General features: G+C 43.7%; 21 protein-coding genes and 3 pseudogenes. 6 read left to right on the forward strand and 18 right to left on the reverse strand.

Annotation, left to right across the window (positions count from 1 at the left end; translation table 11 throughout):
• Positions 1–3 precede the first annotated feature (3 nt).
• The 3 genes from gndA to QM968_RS04720 form a co-directional block, all read right to left on the reverse strand.
• On the reverse strand, positions 4–1,428 hold the full coding sequence (gene gndA, locus QM968_RS04710; protein ID WP_006151777.1) for an NADP-dependent phosphogluconate dehydrogenase: 1,425 nt from the start codon (positions 1,426–1,428) through the stop codon (positions 4–6).
• A gap of 169 nt (positions 1,429–1,597) precedes the next feature.
• A complete protein-coding gene (locus QM968_RS04715; protein ID WP_414382648.1) occupies positions 1,598–3,076 on the reverse strand; it encodes an SPFH domain-containing protein in 1,479 nt (492 codons plus the stop codon).
• A 123-nt stretch (positions 3,077–3,199) separates the two neighbouring features.
• Positions 3,200–3,739 carry a YceD family protein gene (locus QM968_RS04720; RefSeq protein WP_414382651.1) on the reverse strand — a complete coding sequence of 180 codons (540 nt, stop codon included), beginning with the start codon at positions 3,737–3,739 and terminating at the stop codon, positions 3,200–3,202.
• Between the two features lie 110 nt (positions 3,740–3,849).
• Here QM968_RS04720 and QM968_RS04725 point away from each other — a divergent pair, with 110 nt between their 5' ends.
• From QM968_RS04725 to QM968_RS04740, 4 genes are all read left to right on the forward strand, one after another.
• On the forward strand, positions 3,850–4,221 hold the full coding sequence (locus QM968_RS04725) for a DUF2200 family protein (RefSeq protein WP_414382970.1): 372 nt from the start codon (positions 3,850–3,852) through the stop codon (positions 4,219–4,221).
• Entirely contained in the window at positions 4,218–5,078 is an 861-nt protein-coding gene (locus tag QM968_RS04730; RefSeq protein ID WP_414382653.1) for a transcriptional regulator, read from the forward strand. Before QM968_RS04725 ends, QM968_RS04730 begins: the two co-directional genes overlap by 4 nt.
• Before the next feature lie 252 nt (positions 5,079–5,330).
• Positions 5,331–5,507: a hypothetical protein gene (locus QM968_RS04735; protein WP_414382656.1), complete on the forward strand. Its 177-nt coding sequence runs from the start codon at positions 5,331–5,333 to the stop codon at positions 5,505–5,507.
• Positions 5,504–6,724 (forward strand): transporter, encoded by a 1,221-nt coding sequence (locus tag QM968_RS04740; protein ID WP_414382658.1) that lies wholly within the window; start codon positions 5,504–5,506, stop codon positions 6,722–6,724. The genes QM968_RS04735 and QM968_RS04740 overlap by 4 nt, the downstream gene beginning before the upstream one ends.
• 181 nt (positions 6,725–6,905) lie before the next feature.
• On the opposite strand, the gene htpX is transcribed toward QM968_RS04740, so the two are convergent.
• Both htpX and QM968_RS04750 read right to left on the reverse strand, forming a co-directional pair.
• Positions 6,906–7,802, reverse strand: coding sequence for a zinc metalloprotease HtpX (gene htpX / locus QM968_RS04745; protein WP_414382661.1), 897 nt, complete (start codon positions 7,800–7,802; stop codon positions 6,906–6,908).
• Position 7,803: 1 nt separating this feature from the next.
• A complete protein-coding gene (locus tag QM968_RS04750; RefSeq protein ID WP_009731537.1) occupies positions 7,804–8,364 on the reverse strand; it encodes a LemA family protein in 561 nt (186 codons plus the stop codon).
• A 70-nt stretch (positions 8,365–8,434) separates the two neighbouring features.
• Between QM968_RS04750 and rsmG the strand changes: the two genes are divergently transcribed.
• Entirely contained in the window at positions 8,435–9,148 is a 714-nt protein-coding gene (gene rsmG / locus QM968_RS04755) for a 16S rRNA (guanine(527)-N(7))-methyltransferase RsmG (protein WP_414382663.1), read from the forward strand.
• 68 nt (positions 9,149–9,216) lie between these two features.
• Here the strand turns inward: rsmG and QM968_RS04760 are convergent, their stop codons facing one another.
• From QM968_RS04760 to QM968_RS04785, 6 genes and pseudogenes are all read right to left on the reverse strand, one after another.
• Positions 9,217–10,119 carry a carbohydrate kinase family protein gene (locus QM968_RS04760; protein ID WP_414382666.1) on the reverse strand — a complete coding sequence of 301 codons (903 nt, stop codon included), beginning with the start codon at positions 10,117–10,119 and terminating at the stop codon, positions 9,217–9,219.
• A 92-nt stretch (positions 10,120–10,211) separates the two neighbouring features.
• Positions 10,212–10,964: an SDR family oxidoreductase gene (locus tag QM968_RS04765; RefSeq protein ID WP_414325967.1), complete on the reverse strand. Its 753-nt coding sequence runs from the start codon at positions 10,962–10,964 to the stop codon at positions 10,212–10,214.
• Between the two features lie 4 nt (positions 10,965–10,968).
• On the reverse strand, positions 10,969–11,799 hold the full coding sequence (locus tag QM968_RS04770) for an energy-coupling factor transporter transmembrane component T family protein (protein WP_414382669.1): 831 nt from the start codon (positions 11,797–11,799) through the stop codon (positions 10,969–10,971).
• Positions 11,771–12,595 (reverse strand): annotated as a pseudogene (locus QM968_RS04775) (energy-coupling factor ABC transporter ATP-binding protein); the annotation flags it as partial. The gene QM968_RS04770 and the pseudogene QM968_RS04775, both read right to left, overlap by 29 nt.
• A gap of 27 nt (positions 12,596–12,622) precedes the next feature.
• Positions 12,623–13,474 (reverse strand): annotated as a pseudogene (locus tag QM968_RS04780) (DUF3744 domain-containing protein); the annotation flags it as partial.
• Entirely contained in the window at positions 13,475–14,248 is a 774-nt protein-coding gene (locus QM968_RS04785; RefSeq protein ID WP_414382672.1) for a nucleoside phosphorylase, read from the reverse strand.
• Positions 14,249–14,899: 651 nt separating this feature from the next.
• Here QM968_RS04785 and QM968_RS04790 point away from each other — a divergent pair.
• Complete coding sequence (locus QM968_RS04790) at positions 14,900–16,180, forward strand: uracil-xanthine permease family protein (RefSeq protein WP_009731544.1); 1,281 nt, start codon at positions 14,900–14,902, stop codon at positions 16,178–16,180.
• A 34-nt stretch (positions 16,181–16,214) separates the two neighbouring features.
• Here QM968_RS04790 and QM968_RS04795 read toward each other — a convergent pair whose 3' ends face one another.
• From QM968_RS04795 to QM968_RS04825, 7 genes and pseudogenes are all read right to left on the reverse strand, one after another.
• Positions 16,215–17,111, reverse strand: a complete 897-nt coding sequence (locus QM968_RS04795) for a DUF4299 family protein (protein WP_414382675.1) — start codon at positions 17,109–17,111, stop codon at positions 16,215–16,217.
• 99 nt (positions 17,112–17,210) lie between these two features.
• A complete protein-coding gene (locus QM968_RS04800) occupies positions 17,211–18,194 on the reverse strand; it encodes a rhodanese-related sulfurtransferase (RefSeq protein WP_414382678.1) in 984 nt (327 codons plus the stop codon).
• Between the two features lie 150 nt (positions 18,195–18,344).
• Positions 18,345–18,836: pseudogene (locus tag QM968_RS04805) on the reverse strand (DUF6773 family protein).
• Entirely contained in the window at positions 18,837–19,316 is a 480-nt protein-coding gene (locus QM968_RS04810; protein WP_414382681.1) for a DUF6773 family protein, read from the reverse strand.
• Between the two features lie 27 nt (positions 19,317–19,343).
• Positions 19,344–19,538 carry a helix-turn-helix transcriptional regulator gene (locus tag QM968_RS04815; RefSeq protein WP_126404724.1) on the reverse strand — a complete coding sequence of 65 codons (195 nt, stop codon included), beginning with the start codon at positions 19,536–19,538 and terminating at the stop codon, positions 19,344–19,346.
• Between the two features lie 138 nt (positions 19,539–19,676).
• Positions 19,677–20,228, reverse strand: coding sequence for an ECF-type riboflavin transporter substrate-binding protein (locus QM968_RS04820; RefSeq protein ID WP_414325973.1), 552 nt, complete (start codon positions 20,226–20,228; stop codon positions 19,677–19,679).
• A gap of 13 nt (positions 20,229–20,241) precedes the next feature.
• On the reverse strand, positions 20,242–21,090 hold the full coding sequence (locus QM968_RS04825; RefSeq protein ID WP_414382684.1) for an S-adenosyl-l-methionine hydroxide adenosyltransferase family protein: 849 nt from the start codon (positions 21,088–21,090) through the stop codon (positions 20,242–20,244).
• Between the last annotated feature and the right edge of the window lie 6 nt (positions 21,091–21,096).

Here is a 21,096-nt window from a genome sequence, read left to right on the forward strand (position 1 = left end):
AGATTATTTTTCGTCGTACCAAGAATAGTGGAAGGTACCTTCTTTGTCCTTCCGTTGGTAAGTGTGGGCACCAAAGTAGTCACGTTGCGCTTGGATCAAGTTCGCTGGAAGATCCGCTGAACGGTAGCTATCAAAGTAAGTGATGGCTGCTGAGAAGGTTGGTACTGGTACACCTGCTTGAACAGCAAGAGCTACAATATCACGAACAGATTGTTGGTACTTAGCTGTTACATCCAAGAAGTACTCATCCAAAAGAAGGTTAGCAAGATCTGCATCGCGGTTGTAAGCATCTGTGATCTTTTGCAAGAAACGAGAACGGATGATACATCCATCACGCCAGATAGATGCGATGTCCGCAAATGGCAAGTTCCAGTTGTTTTCTTTAGAAGCGACACGCAATTGGGCAAAACCTTGTGCGTAAGAGATGATTTTTGAGAAATAAAGGGCTTGGCGGATCTTTTCAATCAATTCAGCCTTGTCTCCTTCAAATTTGAAAGCAGCTGGTTTTGGAAGCACCTTGCTAGCGTGTACACGTTCTTCTTTATAAGTAGAAATGTAACGTGCAAATACTGACTCAGTGATGAGTGACAATGGCACACCAAGGTCAAGAGCTGATTGGCTAGTCCATTTACCTGTTCCCTTGTTTCCTGCAGCATCCAAGATGTAATCTACGATTGGACCATCTTGACCTTCGTCGTCTTTGCGTCCAAGGATATCCGCAGTGATTTCGATCAAGTAGCTATCCAATTCGCCCTTGTTCCACTCAGTAAAAATTTCAGCCATGTCTTGAGCTGAAAGGCCAAGCAAGTGTTGCATCAAATCATAGCTTTCTGCGATCAATTGCATGTCCCCATACTCAATACCATTGTGGACCATTTTCACATAGTGACCAGCTCCATCAGGACCGATGTAAGTCACACATGGTTTTCCATCTTCTGGTGCTTTTGCAGAGATTTCTTCAAGAACATCTGCTACCAATTCATAAGCTTCTTTTTGTCCACCAGGCATGATAGAAGGACCTTCAAGGGCACCTTTTTCACCACCAGAAACACCTGTACCAATAAAGTTGATACCAGAGTTTGCCAATTCTTCGTTACGACGGATAGTATCTTTGTAGAACGTGTTTCCTCCGTCAATCAAGATATCACCTTTGTCCAAGTGTGGAAGAAGGGCTTGGATGGTTGCGTCTGTACCAGGTCCTGCTTGAACCATGAGCATGATACGACGTGGTTTTTCGATAGAGTTTACGAAGCTTTCGATATCATAGCTTGGCACAAAGTTCTTTTCAGGATGGCAAGCAACAACATCTTCTGTTTTTTCTTTACTACGGTTATAAATGGCAACTGTATAGCCACGAGATTCGATATTAAGGGCAAGGTTACGACCCATTACGGCCATACCAACAACACCAAAGTTTGCTTTAGTCATGTGACACTCCTCTTTATAGTTTGCCTTTATTCTATCATTTTTCGTCCTTAAAAGAAAGCAGAAAATAGCTTATCTCCTTCTCCAAAAGAAGGGAAAAGCAGACATATCATTTGATCTTAAAAACAAAAGTGCCCGAGATACAATTCTCAGGCACTCCCTGTTGATCGTATTAATCTTCTTTAGAAGCTAATTCAGAAGCCTCAATGACCGGTTGTTCTCCTTCTTTGAGTTTATTGACTGTCATATTGACCCCAAGAGCTCCTGCTAACAATTGACGAATATCGAATCCAGCTCCTTGAGAGACTTGGTCGATACTTTGCATGATATCGCCCACCATCTTAGAAGCATTACCTTCACCATACATAGTGATTTTATCCACCTTGGTCAATGGTTCAGCAACAGCACGCGCAATTTCAGGCAACTTGTCCACCACCATTTCGGTAATGGCTGCTTCTTGCATTTTCTTCATCGCTTCTGCCTTTTGGTCCAAACCTTTGGCTTCGGCTTCTAGTTTCAAGCGAATGGCTTCAGCTTCGGCACGACCTTTGGCTTCAATAGCTTCGGCCTCTTGCAATTGAGCAAATTTCTCTGCTTCTGCTTGGGCTTTCCGAGCTTCGGCTTCTTTTTGGGTTTCGAAGAGTTCAGCTTCGGCCTTGCGTTGGCGTTCAATCAATTCAGCTTCCGCTGCTTGTTGACGCGCATACTTTTCAGCTTCGGCTTGCTTACGGATGTTGGCATCCAATTCTTGCTCACGAACCTTAACTTCGCGTTCCTTAACTTCCGCTTCTTTCTCTTGTTTCATGATGTTGGCTTCGGCTGCCACGCGCTCTTGTTCACGACGTTGCACTTCCGCCTCAATCCCTTTCGCAGCATCTGCCTTGGCTTGAGCAATATCTGCTTCTTGTTTAAGGGCTGCTTGTTTGAGTTTCAACTCATTTTGTTTTTGCGCGATTTCAAGGTCGGCTGCGACGCGTTTGTCGTTGGCTAGCTTATCTTGTTCTGCTTCGACTTCTTTGCGTTCGCGTTCTGCTTTGGCTTTAGCAATCAAGGCATCCTTCTTGATGGTTTCAACATTTTCGATACCAAGGTTATCAATGACTCCCCCTTCATCAGAGAAGGATTGAACCGTAAAGGCGATGACTTCCAGACCCATTTTAGCCAAATCTGGCGCTACGTTGTCTTGCACCTTTGAAGCAAACTCTTGACGGTCGTTGACCATCTTACGAAGCTCCATCTGACCGATCACTTCCCGCAAGTTTCCTTCCAAGACATCTTGGACAGAATTGGAAATATCTGTCGTATTCCAGTTCAAAAAGTTTTCTGCAGCACGGGCAATCATCTCATCGGTTGTCCCGATTTTCAACTTAACAGCTGCATCGGCACGGACGTTAATGAAGTCCAGTGTTGGGACTGCTTCAGATGTACGAACATCTGTCGAGAATTGCTCAATATCAAGATAAGATCGCTGTTCGACAAAGGGAATCATAAAACCAGCTTTCCCGCGTAAATGACGTTGCTTCCGAAGACCTGTAATAACAACAACTTCGTTTGGTTTAGCGTTTACGTAGCCTTTTACAAGTAAAACTACAATAATGATAGCAACAATTAGACCTGTTATCAACCAGCCTGGAATAAATAATGTATCCATACTTTTCTCCTTTTTCAGAGGTCTCCCCTCTGTTGTTTATAAATCCTAGTATACCAAAAGAAGGCCTTTCCTCAAAGAAAAGACCTGTATTTATGTTTAGATTTTTAATATGTCATCCCTAGCCTATTCTTCCTCAAATAAACCTTGGAGACCAGCAAAGGGACTGTTTTCTTCTTTCTTAACCGCTTGAGCTTCTTGATACTCTTCTTCTGTCATGATTTTCCAATCATTGCCCTCGATAAAGCCTTGCCCGGCCTCTTCTTCTGGAGTGAGAACCTTGAGAGGAATATTGAGAAGGATATTGTCTGCCACACTCTCACTTAGGTCAATTTTGCCCCCTTCAATGTGAAGGATCAGATCTTCCTCAAGAGCTTCGATATCTGCATCAGACTGTACATCCTCAGCAAACACTTCTGTTACAGGATAGCTTTCTTGGAGTTCAACGGGTTCCATGCTTCGACTAGATGCCAAAACAATGGTGTAGGTCAATTGGTAATCTAAGACATAGAGACCTGTATCATAGGCCACTCGTCCTGTCGCTGTCACATTCTTTAAATCAAGAATTTCTGGATTACGCTTTTGCAATTCCTTTAACAACTCCAACTCTTGATCAAAGGCTAGTCCTTCAGGATTTTTACGGATTTCTTGTGTGTATAAGTTCATTCTTTTGTCCTCAAATCTTCTAGATACTATTAGTATATCATGAAGCTGTCTCTTCAACCAAGAAGTCTCCTCAAAAATTTGTTATAATCATGAAAAAAGATAAAGGAGATCTGATGGCACGAGTTTACGATTTACCATTTTCATCTGTATACACAGCTTTAGTCCAAAAAGTCTTACGAAAGGGTGGAAAAGAGATCAGCCTTGACCAAATCACCTCGAGATTAACCGGCTATTCTCTAGCTGAACTAAAAGAATGGAAAAAGAGTGACGGAAGCTACGGAGATTTCTTTCGCCAAGCTCCCGCCTATCACCCCAATCGAACACTGATTACTGGGAAAGTTTGTGGCGTGCAAATTGAAACAATTCAAGATCCTTTGATGCAGGAAATTCGTCGATTAGATCGTCTGGTCGATTGGTTAAGCAAGGGGAAGACTGTTGAGCAATTGGTTGAAAAATACCAACTAAAAGAGGAGACGGCATGAAAGATATCGGAGCAGTTTTTCGACAAATACGTGAAAGTCGCCACATCTCTTTAGAGGAAGCAACTGGAGGCGAATTTTCGCGCTCCATGCTGTCCCGATTTGAGAGAGGGGAAAATGACCTCACTACGCAACGTTTTTTTCAGGCCCTTCAACAGATCAAAACCGGCCTCAGTGAGTTTTCCCATCTAGCAGGGATCGACCAGCACTCTTTTATCCCCAAATTATTGAAAGAGCACTATGAAAACATGAGCTTGGAACATGATCAAGCCCTGTACCAACGCTATCAGATCGCCTATCAGAAAGATCACAAAAAAGAAGACTTATTAGCCAGCATTATTCTCAAGGCTCAAATGCTTGCCTTCTATCCTGAGGTGGAGTTGGCTGCTAGCCAAGAGGAACTAGATTTTCTCTATGACTACCTCTTCTCTGTCATAGTCTGGGGAAATTTTGAATTAAGCCTATTTTCACTGACCTCTCCTCTTTTCTCTAGTCAGCTCTATCGACAGTATACAGAGGAGTTGGTCCAAAGAGATGATTTCAAGCTTCTCCTAGACTCTTCTCGTCCTGCCCTCAATTCTATATTTCTCAATGGCTTTTTTCTGGCCATCAGTTCGAATGAATTTGAAGATGCATCTTATTTTGATCAGCTGATCAAGGACCACTTTTACTCCGAAAACGAAGCTTACCTTCGGACGGTTTATCTCTATGCCAAAGGGGAATTTCTTTATCGAAAGGGAGAAAAAGAAACTGGTCTTGAAAAGATGGAACAGGCCATTCAGGTCCTCTCTATTCTGGATTGTAAGGACAGTGCCAACTACTACAAACAGGGCCTGCAAGAACTGATTAAGGAAGCCTGAAAAGAGAGTGGGACAGAAATCTAGAATTCGATTTCGTCGTCCCACCTCCGCATAGTTGAGTAGGGCCGTAAAAGCTGATGAAATCAGCGTAGTAGAGCCCACTCAACCACTGCGTCTTGCTCGACAATCCAAAAATAATTGAGAGGCTAGGACTTTTGTCCTAGCCTCTTTTTGTTGAAAATATGCAACTTTTTGTTTTCCATATTTTTGAGGTCTACAATAGGGTCATCAAGAAAAGAAAGAGGTCCCAGCATGATAAGCAGACTAAAGAATCGTCTCCTTCATTATTTCCTTAAACAAACTAGTTTTTATGTTAAAGAGGAAAAATTAGAACTGACGGAAGAAGAGAAACTCTCTCTTCTCAAGCAGGCCTTGCAACATTTAAGAGAAGTTATTTTAACTGCTAAGCATAAGGGGGAAAGCTTATGAAACTCTTACTTCGCAATCACATCTTTGCCTTACTCAGCCTTTCACGTTTTTTGAATAGCCTTGGTGCTGCGATTTACAACCTTGTCTTTGTGGTCTTCGCGGCTAGTATGTCTCACCCTAGTCTGGCAGTTGGGATCGCCAATCTCATTGTTTTTATCCCAAGTCTTTTCACCATTTTCATTGGAATGAAGGCCGATCACACCGCTAAAAAAGCTGACTGGCTGATCCGAATAGGCTTTCTGCAAGCTATCCTTTTCGTCATCATTGCACTGATGACGAAGATTCCGGGTTACTTGGCCTTTTCAATCGTTTGCTTCCTTAATATTGTGTCAGATTGTTTAAGTGATTATCGTGGGGGACTGCAACTTCCCATTATGCAGAAGAACATCCCTAGCGAGGATCTGATGGAAGCCTATTCCTTCAATCAACTGCTTAGTATGGTTTGTTCCATTTCAGGTCAAGCGCTGGGAGTCTGGCTTTTAGCTATCAGTCACCATAACTTTGCACTTGTTGCTTCGATCAATGCCCTGACATTTCTCCTGTCTTCCACTTGTCTTTTCATCCGACGAAGTCAACTAACCCACGAAACGATTCAAGTGGATTCGAGTAAGAAAGTTTCTTTCCTTCAAGAATGTCGAGACATCTATCGCAGTGTCACCACTATCTTTGCAGATGAAGAAGTTCACAACTTTGGGAAACTTCTCCTATCCTTAATTTTCATCAATGCTTTGGGAGGATCCATCTCCGGCATCTATAATTTGCAACTGCTTCACTCCCCCTTCTTTCATTTGAGCTTTAGCCAATCGCTCTTGATCTTAGAAGCAGTAACTATTTTAAGCATGGTCTGGGCTAGCCTGACACCTCACGATTATTTTTCCAAACAAACCCTCCACCATACTCTACTGTGGATTGCAGGTGGTCTGACCATGCTTGGCCTCACAAATACTCTGGTCCACTGGGATATCCTTTCCCTTCTACTCATCACTTTCCTCGGTTATCTTGTTGCAAAAATCAACCCAAAAGTTTCCAGTCTTTTAATGAGCAAACTGCCAGCTGAGAAATTAGCCTCTACCTCTAGCTTTTTGGGTCTGATGGTCAGCTTTGCCATGCCTCTTGGAACAGCCCTTTTTTCTAGTCTAGCTATCTGGAACCTCTCTCTAGCTTGGGGAATCTTTGCCATCCTTGGTTTCACTACCGTCCTCTTGTCTAGCAAATAAAGAGAGTGGGACAGAAATCGGTCATTCGTTAGAATTCGATTTCGTCGTCCCACCTCCGCACAGTTGAGTAGGGCTGTAAAAGCTGATGAAATCAGCGTAGTAGAGCCCACTCAACCACTGCGTCTTGCTCGATAATCCAAAAATGATTAAGAGGCTAGGACTTTTGTCCCAGCCTCTTACTTTACATATTTCTTAGTCTTTCCACCCGCTCGGCAATGGGTGGGTGGGTATAAAAGAGCTTTTGAAAACCGGATTCCTTTTTGGGATCGTTGATAAAGAGAGCACTACTTGCACTATCAACTTCTCGTTGCATGGGTGCACTATGATCCAGTTTCAAAAGAGCATTGATCATCCCTTGAGGATTCCGTGTCAATTCGACACTGGAGGCATCCGCTAGGAACTCCCGTTGGCGAGAAATGGCTAATTGGACCAAAGTCGCCGCTAATGGAGCTAATACGATAGCAATTAAGGAAAGGATCAGAATAATAATTTCTAAACCACTGCCCCCTTCTCGATCATCATCCCGTCTACGGCCACCGCCCCACCACATCATCCGTCCTCCAATACTAGAAAGCATGGTGATGGCACTAGCAAGGGCAACCGCAATCGTGGAGATGCGGATATCGTAATTGCGAATATGGCTGACTTCGTGTCCAATGACTCCCTCCAATTCCTCACGATTCATCACAGCTAGAAGACCTGTCGTTGCTGCAACAGCAGCATTTTGAGGATTGGATCCTGTCGCAAATGCATTCATGGATGGATCATCTACAATATAGACCCGAGGCATAGGGATTTGAGCTACCATGGCCATATCTTGGACAATATGGTAGAATTGAGGGGCTTGCTCTTCCGTCACCTCACGCGCCCCGTTCATCCGCATCACTACCTCTGTCGATTGAAAAATCATACTAATCGCATAGATTCCACCAATAATCAAAGCTAGGATGACACCACCAAGAGAGGAGCCTAACCAGAGGTAGCCAACGGCTGCTCCGATGAGGGCCAAGAGTATGAAAAAAGCAATAAGGAGAATCCAAGTTCTCCTTTTATTGCTTGCAATTTGGTCAAACAGCATATTAGTCTCCTAATCCGCTAAAATCCACCTTTGGTACAGCTTTTTCTTCTTCAGGCACTTGAAGGAATTCAGCTTGTCTGAAGCCAAACATTCCAGCAATCACATTTGTTGGGAAAGTTTCCAATTTCACATTGTAGTTGCTTGTGACACTGTTATACAATTGACGAGCATAAGAAATTTTATTTTCTGTGTTGGTCAATTCTTCTTGCAATTGCATAAAGTTGGTGTTGGCTTTCAAGTCTGGGTAGTTTTCGGCAACCGCAAAAATGCCTGCTACTTGACGTGAAAGAGCATCACTGGCTGCCATTGCTTCTGCAGGTGAAGTAGCTTGAGCCACTTGTTGACGAAGTTGAGTTACTTTTGCTAGTGTATCTCCTTCGTACTTGGCATAGCCTTTAACAGTTTCGATCAAGTTTGGAATCAAGTCATTCCGACGTTTCAATTGCACGTCAATTTGACTCCAAGCTTCGCGAGTTTGCATCCGACTTTTCACTAAACCGTTGTAAACTCCTACTACCATCAACACAAGGACCACAAGGATCCCAAGAATAATCCAAATCATTTTATTGAATTCCTTTCATTTCTTTCTACCAGTATATCAAATTTCTCTTATTTTGTGGTAAAATTATCTTATGAAACCAGAAGAATTTTATACCCGTTTAGCCGACCTCGGCTTCCCATTAACTGATCGACAAAAAGAACAATACGAACGCTATTTTGAGTTATTGGTTGAGTGGAATGAGAAGATCAACCTCACTGCTATCACCGAAAAAGACGAGGTCTATCTCAAGCATTTCTATGATTCTATCGCGCCTATCTTACAGGGCTTGATTCAGAATCACCCCATCCGTCTCTTGGATATCGGAGCTGGTGCTGGCTTTCCCAGCCTTCCAATGAAAATCCTTTTCCCTGAGTTGGATGTGACCATCATTGATTCCCTCAATAAGCGGATCAACTTTCTCCACCTACTAGCTGAAGAGTTAGGCTTGAGCGGGGTTCATTTCTACCATGGACGAGCTGAAGACTTTGCGCAAGACAAGGAGTTTCGTGCCCAATTTGACGTGGTGACCGCTCGCGCTGTTGCCCGCATGCAGGTTCTTTCTGAGCTGACCATTCCTTATCTGAAAGTTGGGGGACGTCTCCTCGCTCTCAAGGCTAGCAATGCTCCAGAAGAGTTGGAGGAAGCTAAAAACGCCCTGAATCTGCTATTTAGCAAGGTTGAAGACAATCTACACTATGAATTGCCAAATGGGGATCCACGCTATATCACTGTTGTGGAAAAGAAAAAAGAAACGCCCAACAAATACCCAAGAAAGGCAGGCCTGCCCAATAAGCGTCCGTTATAAGATAAAGAAAAAACAAAAAGGATATAGAACGATAGTGAGCTATTCACTGTTTGTTCTATACCCTTTTTTTATTTTTGTTTTAGTTCTTCTTGTAATGTTTTAAATTGATCTTTTGTCAGATGAACGCCCTTGCTTGCAACAATGCGACTAGAGACTTTGTTGGCAAAGCTTAAAGCTTTCGCAATGTCTAAACCTTCTAAACGAGCTGCAATAAAAGCGCCTACGTGGCTATCCCCAGCCCCCACTGTATCGACGACTTTTGTCGGAATTCCTGCCGCCTTATACCAGTTGCCATCGTAAGCGATCGCTCCTTTTTCTCCCAAGGTGACAATGACCAATTGGCCCGTTCTCTGATACAATCCTTCGACTGCTTGGTGGATCTCTTTACACCCTGAAAATTCTAGTGCTTCGACCTCATTGACGTGGAGAATTGGATGCAGATCATAAATCGCTTCCAGTCGCTCCTTCGGAATCAGGCGTCCTCGTGGTCCTGGTGCAAAGATCACCTGGCCCTCTAATCTCGAAACGGACTGGACTAATTCTAGACCCGTTGACTCCTCAACTTCCAGACCACATAAGTATATGTAATCAAAGTTTTCCCTGGCGATTTCTTGTAGCCACTCTGCTTGGAAGCTATACTCCACACCATGGTCCGATAAAAAGGTTCTTTCACCATCAGACTCTACAAAGCAGTAACAGCAACCATTAGCCCCGTCTAATGAGATGGAAGAGGGAATCCCTAATTGCTTTAGTTCTCGCCTAATAAAATCGCCGTAAATCCCAGAACCTATGGGCGAGATAAACTGATAGGGTTGCGATAAAAAATGGAGGATGTTGACGACATTAAAGGCGCATCCCCCAACAGACCATTGTTGGTGATCAATGTGAGCATCGCCTTCTCGACTTGGCAAACGATCCAAATAGATCATCACATCACAAACGGTTGAACCAATAATTAACGCAGCTGCCATCTTCTTCTCCTTACTTTGCCTTCTATTATACCAAAAAGATTGGAGAAACAGAAAAGAGCAACCCATACAACTTATACGGGTTGCTTCTCTTTTTAATCACGGTAAACCGGTTGCGGTCCAAAACTTTGGGAAACTGGCATGATCTCAATGCGGTTGATATTGACATGCTTAGGTTGTTGGAGCAACCAAACGACAGTGTTAGCAATGTCTTCTGGCTGAATAGCATGAGCATCTTTATAAAGGGCTTCTACCCGTTTTTCGTCGCCTTTGAAGCGAACAGAAGAGAACTCCGTTCCTTCGCAGAGTCCAGGTTCGATGTTGCTGACACGGATCTTCTTCCCTGCTAAATCGGCCCGAAGATTGAGGGAGAATTGCTTAACAAAAGCTTTTGACGCCCCATAGATATTGGCACCTGGATAAGGTACTGTTCCTGCTGTAGATCCTAAATTGATAATATAACCATCATTTCGCTGGACCATCTGGGGTAAGATTTTCCTTGTCAGATAGGTCAAGCCAACAATATTGGTCTGGATCATAGTCAACCAGTCTGAAACTTCTGCTTCATAAGCAGGAGCAAGGCCTAGGGCTAAGCCAGCATTATTTACCAAGACATCAATTCTCTCCCAAGAAGCTGGCAAACTAGTAAGTGCATGATCCACCTGAGGGAGATCTGTTACATCCATTTGAAGGGGGTAAAACCCTTCTCCTAGCTCTTCTTGAAGGACCTGTAATTTTTCAATGCGTCTAGCCGATCCGATCACGCGGTATCCATCTGCTACTAAGCGACGACAGATCGCTTGACCAAAGCCAGCTGAAGCTCCTGTTACTAAAATCGTTTCTGACATGTGATTACCTCCATGGATTGTAAAAACGCCCTTGATTGAGAAAAATTAACAGAACGCTTAAGATGAGAACAGCCAAAGCAGTTAGAATCATTCCATAATCTTTCCCTTCCATGGCTTGGTATGAATACCAGGTCCGCTTTTTATTTTTACCGAAGCGACGTAATTCCATGGCCGTAGAAATACTGTCAATCCGCTCAAGTGAGCTAAAGATTAAGGGCGAAATGATTTGCAAATTGCCTTTGATTCGCTGAACGAGCTTGGCCTTTTTGGATAACTCCAATCCTCTGGCTTCCTGTGACAATCTGATCGTCTGGTATTCTTCCTGCACGTCTGGAATATAGCGCAGGGTCAAGCTCACTGAATAAGCAATCTTGTAGGACACCCCAATCTGATTGAGACTAGATGCAAATTGACTGGGATGGGTGGTCATCAGGAAAATGAGAGCCAGCGGAATGGTACAAACATACTTCAGAGCTAGATTAAAGAGATAAAAGAGCTCCTGAGAAGTAATGCTGTAGGATCCCCAGCCTTTGATGAGTATTGTTTTTGCTCCATAAATCTCTACCCCGTACTGAGGAGCAAAGAGATAGACCATGAGCACATTTAGAATAGCAAAAACAATAGCAAATCCAAGTACAAAAGAGATATCCCGAAAACGAATGCGGGCAGCAGAGAACAAGGCCAGAGCACCCAGACCAATTCCTAAAAGGAGCCTGGTATCATAACTCAGCATGGCTGCAAGAGAGACTAAAAGAAGAAAGAGCAACTTACTCGCCCCTGAAAGGCGGTGAAGAAAACTACTTCCCTCATGGTAGCCGACTAATCGATGATTCATGGCCTGCTCCTTTCTGTTTCATGTAAAATTGCGTGAGAGCCAAAGGATCAATACCTAAGCGATTGGCCAAGGCAAAAATAGACGTTTCTTTCAAATTGGCCTGGCCTAAAATGTCTGGACGAGTAAACAATTCTGCAGGAGACAGGTCAGCTATGATCCGACCATCTGTCACCACGATTGCCCGGTCCGAATAATCCAGCATGAGCTGCATATCATGGGTAATCATGATAATGGTATGGCCTTTTTGTTGCAAACTATCCAAAAATTCCATGATTTCAGTGTAATTGCGCTGGTCCTGACCTGCTGTCGGCTCATCCAAGACCAACATTTCTGGTCCTAAAACCAGTATAGAGGCGATGGTCACCCGCTTCTTCTGACCATAAGATAGAGCAGAAATCGGCCACTTACGAAATTCGTAGAGACCACAGGTCTTCAAGGCTTGATGGACACGACTTTCAATCTGATCCTCTGGAACATTTCTCAAGCGAAGACCTAGGGCCACCTCGTCAAAAATCATATTGGTCGAGATCATCTGGTTGGGGTTTTGCAGGACATAGCCCACGCGCTCTGCCCGCTCCTTGACACTATCACCCTTGATATCCTCTCTCTTTGAGAAATAGGTTCCTTCCGTCTGGATGAAGCCACAAATCGCCTTAGCAAGGGTTGATTTTCCAGCCCCATTTTTACCAACAATGGCCAACCGTTGGCCTTTTGGAATGGTTAGAGAAAGGTCTTTTAGAATGGGCTGGCCTTCTCGATAGGCAAAGTTCAAATGACCAAGTTCTAGGATTGTCTCTGTCTCTGCACCTTTTTCAAAATGAGGACTTGGGATATCCACTGATAAATCTTCAAGTGGTATTTTTTCCACCTTGTCCAAATGCGGTAGCTCGCTGATATCCTGCCCTAACTGACGAAGAGTCGTTAAATAGAGGGGTTCACGAATCCCATTTTCAGCCAGCAGTGTCGTCCTCAACAACTCATCTGGGCTCCCATTAAAGAGGACTTGCCCTTGATTGATCAAGATGACCCGATCAATCGGACGATAGAGCACATCCTCCAGACGGTGTTCGATAATAATGGTTGTCGTTCCCTGCTCTTCATGAATCTGATCAATCAGATCTATGATATCCTGACCCGATTTTGGATCTAGATTAGCCAGTGGCTCATCAAAGAGCAGGATCGGACTTTCGTCAATCAGGACACCCGCCAAGCTGACCCGTTGTTTTTGCCCACCGGATAAATCTTGAGGCCGATGGTCCAAGAACTTGCTCAAATCTAAGCGCTCCGCCCAGGTATGGACCCGGGATTTCATGCTTTCCAGCTCCACCATATCGTTTTCAAGGGCAAATGCTAAGTCTTCTGCAACACTGAGACCAATAAACTGACCATCTGTATCCTGCAAGACCGTACTGACCAAATGAGATTTCTCATAAATACTGAGATCAAAGGCTTCTTTCCCCTGAATAAGGAATTGCCCACTACTGGCTCCCTTATAGATATTAGGGATAATCCCATTTAAGCACTGGCCAATGGTTGACTTTCCAGAGCCAGATGGCCCGACAATCAGGACCTTTTCCCCCTTATAAATGGTTAAGTTGAGATTTTTCAAAGTTGGCTCAGACTGTGCCTTGTATTGGAAGGAAAAATCCTTCAGTTCAATCATTGCTTCTTTCATTTAGTTTGCCTTTTCCCATAAGAGCGCAAATTGGATGGCTAAATCCGCGATTCGATCCTTGCTATCTAAATCCTCATGACTAGATAAGGTTCGGATATCCCATTTTTCTTCCGAGAGGTGGTCTGCTGCGTAGAAGAAATGGCAGAGCTCAAAGCCCCGAAAAGCCGCTAAAGCTGCCACTGCCGAACATTCCATATCTACACAGATGGCTCCTGCTTCCTTTCGACGCTTCATCTTGTCGATGGTTTCCCGGTAGGGAGCATCGGTTGTCCACACTTTTCCTGACTGATAAGAAACCTTGTGACTGTCCAGAAAAGCTTGGAAGAGAGGAAGGCTTTCCTTATTTACTTCCACTTCATCACTAGCCGGAAGATAGTGATAGCTGGTCCCTTCGTCTCGAAGAGCTGCTGTTGGAATGATGATGGAGGTCGCCTCAATATCTTGGTCCAAAACCCCACAGGTCCCAAAGAGCACTAGTTTTTCCATCCCAAATTGAATCAAATCCTCTATAATCCCCACACAGGAAGCAGCCCCAACTGGTGCATTAAAGGCCCCAATCTCTTGGTCTCCTATCGTAATCCCATAGACAATGACTTCAAAGTTAGCCATAGAAGTTCTTGCGATGACCTCATGATCGTAATTCTCAAGGAGACGCGCAAAAGTTACTCTTGAAAAGCAAGAGATGACTACTTTGGGAAATCCTTCAATTGGTTCGTGTAAGTCTTGGGGATTGATAATCGCCTGTCGATTGGCATCAAATTCTTCTAACAGCATTTCGTGCACCTCTTTCATTCTACTTCTAGGCCCCTATTATACCATAAAACCGGCTTCTTTCCTTCTAACAAAGGAGCGAGAAGCCCCACTTGTTCGCCTTTTGTGCTAGGAAACAACACAGCTGTCCTCCCAAAAAAATAAAGAGGGAGCACACACCCACTTCGTCAATCGCTGACCTCTTTTCTGATGCAAAAATGAAAACCTTAATGACTCCCTCCTCGCTTTCTCATTTTCGGGCTCGGGAAAAGGGAGAGGGACAGAAATCGGTTACCATTTAAAATGACGGTTTCGTCGTCCCTCCCCCGCAAAGTTGAGTAGGGCCATCCAAGCGAGAATTAGAGCGGGGGATGGGCCACTCAACCACTGCGTCTACTGTTGACCTCTTTCCTGATGAAAATAGATAACTCCTGCCTCGCTTTTTTATTTCTAGGCTCGGGAAAAATTCGTTTACAAAACGAACCTCGCTTTCTTGTTTTCAGGCTCGGGAAAAATTCGTTTACAAAACGAATTTTTTCTGCTATACTTCTTAGAAGCAAAGGTTTTTAATGTCATCCCGTGAGGTGACAAAGACACAGAATATGAATAATCTGAGGGCCCTTGCTATGCAAAAAAATCATGGGCTCTTTTTTGGTGCCCAAAAGTGAGGTTATTATGAAAGAAGAATCAACTGTTGATTTGCTCCTGGATGTCGACCAAAGTCCGGCACCCCTTAAAGGAATCTTATTAAGTTTCCAACACGTTTTCGCCATGTTTGGGGCAACCATTTTGGTACCACTCATCTTGGGCATGCCCGTATCCGTTGCCCTATTCGCATCAGGTGTTGGGACACTGATCTATATGACTTGTACCGGCTTTAAAGTCCCTGTCTACCTCGGCTCTTCCTTCGCCTTCATCACAGCCATGGCTTTGGCGATGAAGGAAATGGGCGGAAAAGTCGATGCAGCCCAAACAGGGGTTATCCTGACTGGTCTGATTTACGTGCTAGTCGCTGCAGGGGTTAAAGTAGCAGGCACTCGCTGGATTGACAAATTGCTTCCTGCCGTTGTTATTGGACCTATGATCATCGTCATTGGTCTAGGGCTTGCAGGATCAGCCGTTAAGAACGCTGGTTTTGTCGAAGGGGGAGATTGGAAAAATGCACTTGTCGCTGTCGTGACCTTCCTGATCGCTGCCTTCATCAACACCAAAGGAAAAGGTTTCTTCAAAATCATTCCTTTCCTCTTTGCCATTATCGGTGGTTATGTCTTCGCAGTTTGCTTGGGCTTGGTGAACTTTGATCCGGTCCTCAAGGCGAACTGGTTTGAGATTCCTGGTTTTTATCTTCCTTTCAATACGGGTGGGGCCTTCAAACAATACAACTTGTATTTTGGGCCTGAAACCATTGCCATCTTGCCAATCGCTATCGTAACGATTTCAGAACACATCGGTGACCATACGGTACTTAGCCAAATCTGTGGCCGTCAATTCTTAAAACAACCGGGACTTCATCGTACCCTTCTTGGTGACGGGATTGCAACATCTGTATCTGCCTTCCTTGGTGGTCCAGCCAATACCACTTACGGTGAAAATACAGGCGTTATTGGGATGACTCGCATCGCTTCTGTTTCCGTTATCCGAAATGCAGCCTTGATCGCTATTTCCTTGAGCTTCCTTGGTAAATTTACTGCTCTCATTTCTACCATTCCAAACTCTGTTCTCGGTGGCATGTCTATCCTTCTCTACGGAGTGATTGCAAGTAATGGTTTGAAAGTCTTGATCAAAGAACGCGTTGACTTCAGCTTGATGCGTAACTTGATTATTGCAAGTGCTATGTTGGTTCTTGGACTTGGTGGAGCAATTCTGAAACTGGGTCCAGTGACCCTATCAGGAACAGCCCTCTCAGCTATGACAGGAATCATCCTTAACTTGATCTTGCCACATGAATCAAACTAAAAGAAAAAGTTCTCAACACTGAGAACTTTTTTTATTAGAGTTGGGCCAATTGCAACAAGCGTTCTTTGGACAATTTTTTGATTTCAATTTGATTGGCATCTAGAAACTGATATTCATTCGGCTCTAAGGCTTCTATGAGTGCCTTCAAAGGAACGGAAGCAAGTGGATGGTAATTTTCTTGCTTGTCAGGATCTCCATCGATCGCTACCAAAAGAACCCGCCAATCACTCACACCCGCCAAGCCCACAATTTCTACATATTCTGCAGGAACATGTGGTCGGCGTGGCAAGACGGTATCTGTCTCTTCTGTCAAGCTATAGCTAGCTAAGAAGTCTCTTGTCTCCTCCTGTTGGTAAAAACGGACTTGACTAAAATAAGCAGCACTGTATTGAATCTTCTTGATAAAGGCAGAGTAGGCTTCTAGTGGGTGAACATGGTTCAAGACTTCCTGAACGGTCTCGCGATCTAAATAGACTGGATGGGCGAAGCCTTGTACTTCAAACTCTTCTAGATCTTTTTCCTTCGTCAGATTCCCAAGTGTTTCCAGGATGATGACTTCGTAATCAAAATGGAAAATAGAATCTGGACTATAGCTCCCGCCTTCGCTAGATGTGATCTCTGTTCCCAATAACTCAGCTAGACGACTCATCCATCGAAGAGCCAACTGCCAATCTTCCTCAATGGCGAAAGGTGGAACTAGGATTTGATAAGCGTTTTCCGCATCAACATAGCGTAATTGCAAGGGAAGACCACTCTTACCAAATAGGATACAGTTCAGGCTTTCAAAATCATTCAAGGAACGATGCAAGCTACTGGGGTCATAGTTGTAACTGATCAAACCTTCCACTAATTTGAGGACTTCATTAGCTGCGAGTACTTTCTGATAGCCAAACAAGCTCTTTTTATTCTTGATTGAAAACACAATAGTCATTTGTTTGCTCCTTTGTGAAATCGCTTACTTAGAGTATAGCATAATTTTCAATCAATTTCCATATAAAAACAGCCTGAGCTTTCAGACTGTTTTTTTCTCTTAAGCAGGTGCTCCATCAAGTGTCTCACCGATAGCGGCCAAACGCTCAGCAACCTCTGCTTGTGACAAGTTGTGTTCTTCTACATAGCGATTGCGTGGATGAACACGGCACTCATGGGAGCAGCCACGGAGGTACTTGTCTTCGTTTTCTTCTGAAGTTAAGATGCGACGGTTACAGAAAGGATTTCCACAGTTGACATAGCGTTCACATGGTGTTCCATCAAACCAATCTTTTCCGACAACACTTGGATCAACATGGTTAACATCGACTGCGATCCGCTCGTCAAAGACGTACATTTTCCCATCCCACAATTCTCCTTGAACTTCTGGGTCTTTTCCGTAAGTGGCGATTCCTCCGTGTAATTGACCAACATCTTTGTAGCCTTCACGCACCATCCAGCCTGAGAATTTCTCACAACGGACTCCACCCGTACAGTATACGACCACACGCTTGTCCATGAATTTTTCCTTGTTATCACGGACCCATTGTGGCAACTCACGGAAGTTGCGGATATCTGGACGAATAGCCCCACGGAAGTGTCCAAGGTCGTACTCGTAGTCGTTACGAGTATCAAGGACAACTGTATCCTCGTCTAGAAGAGCTTCTTTAAATTCTTTTGGAGACAAGTAAGCACCTGTTGTTTCAAGAGGATTGATGTCGTTATCAAAGTTATCATCCTCTAATCCAAGGTGAACAATCTCTTTCTTATAGCGGACGAACATCTTCTTGAAGGCTTGCTCTTTTTCCTCATCCATCTTGAACCAGAGGTCTTCCATACCTGGAAGGCTGTGAACATAGTCCATATACTTTTGAGTGGTCTCGTAGTCGCCAGAAACAGTTCCGTTAATCCCTTCGTCAGCCACTAGGATACGCCCCTTGAGCCCGATTGATTTACAGAAAGCCAAGTGATCAGCCGCAAATTGTTCTGCATTTTCGATGGGAACATATTTATAGTAAAGTAAAACACGAATAGGTTTTGCCATAAGATTCTCTTTTCTAAGATTAAATTATCAGAATTTTTCATTCAACCATTCTAGTATACTCTGCCCAGAAAACGAATGCAATTTATTTGACTGAAAAATAAAATCCTGGGGTTCCAGACTTTTACACGACAAAAATAAGGTTCCAACTTCCTACTCTTCCTTTTCCAACTGATCCAGATAGGCATCATAGCGTTTTTTCTCTACTTTTGCAAGCAGCATCACAACAGCATTCACACCCCCTACAATTGGGAAATTCAGTAAAAAGGTAATAGGAAGTACGAGCAAGAATTTTGAATGAAAAGGATTATGGTGATAGACAGCTTGGTTTAATTGATAATTCTAAGCCCAGATGAATAAGGAAAGAATAGAGGTCACTACTACCATACCAGTTAGATTGAGGTAGCTATAGCTGATAAACCGTACACCCAATCGTTGACATCGAACCGAATAATACAATCCTGACACAATGAGTAGACTTACGACCATGATTGGACTCAGACCGACCTGAGAAGTAAATATAGACCCCACACTAAAAACGGTTAAGGCAAGAAACAGAAAACCAGCCGTCTCCGCACCAGCCTTATTGGCCAGTCCTTCCTCTCGTTCATCTATGATTTGTTTGTTCATCAAGTGTACTCTCATCTATTCCTCCTCTAATTCTGCCTCGATCTTCTTCTGTTTTTTCCAATTGATAAGTCCTAGTGGTTTCTCTAACAGATAAGTCAAAAGGGCAAAGACGAAAATGGCAAGGACAATTTTGAGCAGATACTTGGGACTGAACATAAAGCTCATCGTTTCCCGCTTCCCAATTACATCCGTTCCGACCACAAATAGGGCAAATAAAACTCCTGATCCGATGCGGCTCAACCAGCTCTCTTTTTCTAACATATCTCGAATATCGATCCCTGAGCTGATCCTTCTCACAAAGGCATAAACTCCCATGACAATCAAGAGAATAAGTTCGGGCATATAGGCTACTAGGGCTAAGTCCAGAATACTAGCTTTCACAAAGGCTGATAAGGCGATAAAGCAGGTCATTCCTAGAACAAGTTCCCCTGCAATTTTTCCATCAATCAGTATGGTCCGTTCATCTTTTACAATTGGTTCTTTCTTTTGTTTCATATGATTCCTCTTTCTATGTTAAAACTGTTATTCCCAGAACAGTTGATCCAGCGTCTTATCCAAGGTCTTACAAATGGCTAGGCAGAGGCTGAGGGTCGGATTGTACTTCCCTGCCTCGATCAGGCCAATGGTCTGGCGTGTCACCCCGATGGCATCTGCAAGATCCCCCTGGGTCATATCATGCTCGACCCGGGCTATTTTTAATTTGAGATTTTTCGCCACATGCTTTTCCTTTCTTGTTTTTATAGCTCTATTATACACTATATTTTCTATTTTGCAATATATATCTTACATTTTGTAAAAAATATTTTCGATAAACAAAAAAGCCTGGTTTCCCAGACTTTCTCTTCTTATTTATGATTAATCTTTAGACAAACTTCCGTCTTTTGTTTGGGTACGAGCATAGGCAATCAAGAGGAGTGAACCTGCAATAGCCACCACTAAAGCATTGACAGAACCCGCAACAACACCTTGAAGGAAGACCTTGTTGGCACTTTCTTTGTAGATCATGACATCTCCAACCGGTGCAATCAGTCCCCAGATGACAAGATTAGCTACGATTTGAACGACGTTAAAGACGAGCAATTCTTTCTTGGTCACTTCTCCTTTTAGGTCACCGATTTGCTTGCGGAAGAAACCGACAAAGAGGCCAAACAAACCACTAGAAATGATCCAAGTCCACCAAAGATTTCCAGACATGGCATCTTTGATAGCATGACCGATCAAGCCCATTAAGAAGCCGACAATCGGGCCAAAGACTACACTAAAAAGAGCTTGAAGCGCATACTGCAACTGAATGCTAGTATTTGGTGCTGGTGCTGGAATTGGGATCATCGCAATGACCACAAAGAGGGCCGCTCCAACCCCGATGGCTACAACATCCTTAATTGTAAAAGCTTGTTTTTGTTTCATATTTTATCTCCTATTAATTTTCCATTTTTCTAATTTCGATATGCCAAGAAGCCCCAACTCCTACATTATAGGCCTTGGCAAAGGATCCCTGGTTGATGGCAAGGCCAACACGATAGAGGGAATTGATATAGAGGATTGGCTGTCCAATCCGCACATCGGCGAAAGACTTGCCGTAGGTTACTTGGTTTTGGTAAACCAGCATGTCATTGTTATAGATGGTTACTTCAAAGCGTTCCCCAAATTCGGGTTCCAAATGATTGAATTCTTCCCTAGTAATAGACGTCCAAAGAGAACCAAAGCGCACATCCAAGATGTCAACGGCTCCTTTGACAAGATTATCCTCTATAACAGTTTCCACCTCAGGGATTTCTACAATGTGTTCGACACTGAGCTCTGGTCCCACTTCCTCAAAGCTGATATGGCCACTGGCTAACTTAGCTCCTGTATAGGCATAGACATCACGCCCGTGGAAGGTATAAGAAAACTCTGTATTGGCCCGACGGTTCTTCACCTCTGAAATCTCACGGATAGCAACAATCCCTACATGTTTTTTGATGAAAGAGAGGGTCCCATTATCGGGAGTCACAATGTATTGATTCTTCGCCGTTTTAGCTACCACACTCTTTCGTTTGGAACCGACCCCCGGATCGACCACCGAAACAAAGGTTGTCCCTTCCGGCCAGTAGTCTACCGTCTGAAAGAGGCGGTAACTTCCTTCAAAAATATTGTAAGGGGTAATGTCATGGGTCAAGTTGTGAATCTTGAGGGTTGGCGATTCCTCTAAAGCAACCCCAATCATAGCAGAGACAGCCCCATCCACCAGACCAAAGTCTGACTGAAGGACTAGTAAATTATTGTGCATATTTCT

The sequence above is a fragment of the Streptococcus sp. OMI870 genome (assembly GCF_047460295.1).
Classification (GTDB): Bacteria; Bacillota; Bacilli; order Lactobacillales; family Streptococcaceae; genus Streptococcus.

Excerpts from the sequence above, each read along its gene's own strand:
- QM968_RS04720 (WP_414382651.1), bottom strand. The coding sequence starts at position 3,739 with ATGAACTTATACACACAAGAAATCCGTAAAAATCCTGAAGGACTAGCC.
- QM968_RS04765 (WP_414325967.1), bottom strand. The coding sequence starts at position 10,964 with ATGTCAGAAACGATTTTAGTAACAGGAGCTTCAGCTGGCTTTGGTCAA.
- QM968_RS04795 (WP_414382675.1), bottom strand. The coding sequence starts at position 17,111 with ATGACTATTGTGTTTTCAATCAAGAATAAAAAGAGCTTGTTTGGCTAT.
- QM968_RS04810 (WP_414382681.1), bottom strand. The coding sequence starts at position 19,316 with ATGAAACAAAAGAAAGAACCAATTGTAAAAGATGAACGGACCATACTG.
- QM968_RS04790 (WP_009731544.1), top strand. The coding sequence starts at position 14,900 with ATGAAAGAAGAATCAACTGTTGATTTGCTCCTGGATGTCGACCAAAGT.
- QM968_RS04740 (WP_414382658.1), top strand. The coding sequence starts at position 5,504 with ATGAAACTCTTACTTCGCAATCACATCTTTGCCTTACTCAGCCTTTCA.
- htpX (WP_414382661.1), bottom strand. The coding sequence starts at position 7,802 with ATGCTGTTTGACCAAATTGCAAGCAATAAAAGGAGAACTTGGATTCTC.
- QM968_RS04730 (WP_414382653.1), top strand. The coding sequence starts at position 4,218 with ATGAAAGATATCGGAGCAGTTTTTCGACAAATACGTGAAAGTCGCCAC.
- rsmG (WP_414382663.1), top strand. The coding sequence starts at position 8,435 with ATGAAACCAGAAGAATTTTATACCCGTTTAGCCGACCTCGGCTTCCCA.
- QM968_RS04820 (WP_414325973.1), bottom strand. The coding sequence starts at position 20,228 with ATGAAACAAAAACAAGCTTTTACAATTAAGGATGTTGTAGCCATCGGG.
- QM968_RS04770 (WP_414382669.1), bottom strand. The coding sequence starts at position 11,799 with ATGAATCATCGATTAGTCGGCTACCATGAGGGAAGTAGTTTTCTTCAC.
- QM968_RS04750 (WP_009731537.1), bottom strand. The coding sequence starts at position 8,364 with ATGATTTGGATTATTCTTGGGATCCTTGTGGTCCTTGTGTTGATGGTA.
- QM968_RS04715 (WP_414382648.1), bottom strand. The coding sequence starts at position 3,076 with ATGGATACATTATTTATTCCAGGCTGGTTGATAACAGGTCTAATTGTT.
- QM968_RS04760 (WP_414382666.1), bottom strand. The coding sequence starts at position 10,119 with ATGGCAGCTGCGTTAATTATTGGTTCAACCGTTTGTGATGTGATGATC.
- QM968_RS04825 (WP_414382684.1), bottom strand. The coding sequence starts at position 21,090 with ATGCACAATAATTTACTAGTCCTTCAGTCAGACTTTGGTCTGGTGGAT.
- QM968_RS04800 (WP_414382678.1), bottom strand. The coding sequence starts at position 18,194 with ATGGCAAAACCTATTCGTGTTTTACTTTACTATAAATATGTTCCCATC.
- gndA (WP_006151777.1), bottom strand. The coding sequence starts at position 1,428 with ATGACTAAAGCAAACTTTGGTGTTGTTGGTATGGCCGTAATGGGTCGT.
- QM968_RS04785 (WP_414382672.1), bottom strand. The coding sequence starts at position 14,248 with ATGCTGTTAGAAGAATTTGATGCCAATCGACAGGCGATTATCAATCCC.
- QM968_RS04735 (WP_414382656.1), top strand. The coding sequence starts at position 5,331 with ATGATAAGCAGACTAAAGAATCGTCTCCTTCATTATTTCCTTAAACAA.